At 45.9% G+C, this 736-nt stretch carries 1 protein-coding gene; it reads left to right on the top strand.

Annotated features, from left to right (window positions below):
* A partial coding sequence (locus tag R7040_RS26245; RefSeq protein WP_318097549.1) for a UTP--glucose-1-phosphate uridylyltransferase occupies nucleotides 1–573 on the top strand: 573 nt, incomplete at its 5' end.
* Nucleotides 574–736 lie beyond the last annotated feature (163 nt).

Genomic DNA, 736 nt, shown 5'->3' on the forward strand with positions numbered 1-736 from the left:
CGTGAGATGAAAGGTCTTGGTCATGCTATCTTGACTGGTCGTGAGTTGGTGGGTGATGAGCCATTTGCTGTTGTACTAGCAGATGACCTGTGTGTGAATGAAGAGCAGGGCGTATTAGCGCAAATGGTTGAGCTGTACAAACAGTTCCGCTGTTCAATCGTTGCGGTGCAAGAAGTGCCGGAATCAGAAACGCATAAATACGGTGTGATTGCTGGCGAGATGATCAAAGATGATATCTTCCGCATTGATAACATGGTTGAAAAGCCAGAGCCAGGCACTGCACCTAGCAATCTAGCGATTATTGGTCGCTACATTCTGACACCTGATATCTTTGAACTGATTGAAAATACAGAACCGGGCAAAGGTGGCGAGATTCAAATCACCGATGCGCTGATGCAACAAGCTCAATCTGGTTGTGTTTTGGCATACAAATTTAAAGGTCAGCGCTTTGATTGCGGTAGTGTAGAAGGCTACATTGAAGCAACAAATTACTGCTACGAGAACCTTTATAAGAAGGATTCCAGTGCGGAGCTCGCGAAAAAACCAACCGTGAAAATTGCCGAGCCAGCGTAGGTCGGAACTTTCTATTAGGTACTCCGACGGTACAACACAAACAAAAAGGGATGCGTGATGCATCCCTTTGTTATTTCCGCTTAATAAAAAGCGAAATTAAGCTTTAGCTGCTGCCGCTGCTTTAGCGATTGCTGCGAAGCTCTTAGCGTCTAGAGAAGCGCCG

The organism is Vibrio sp. 1069 (assembly GCF_033340555.1).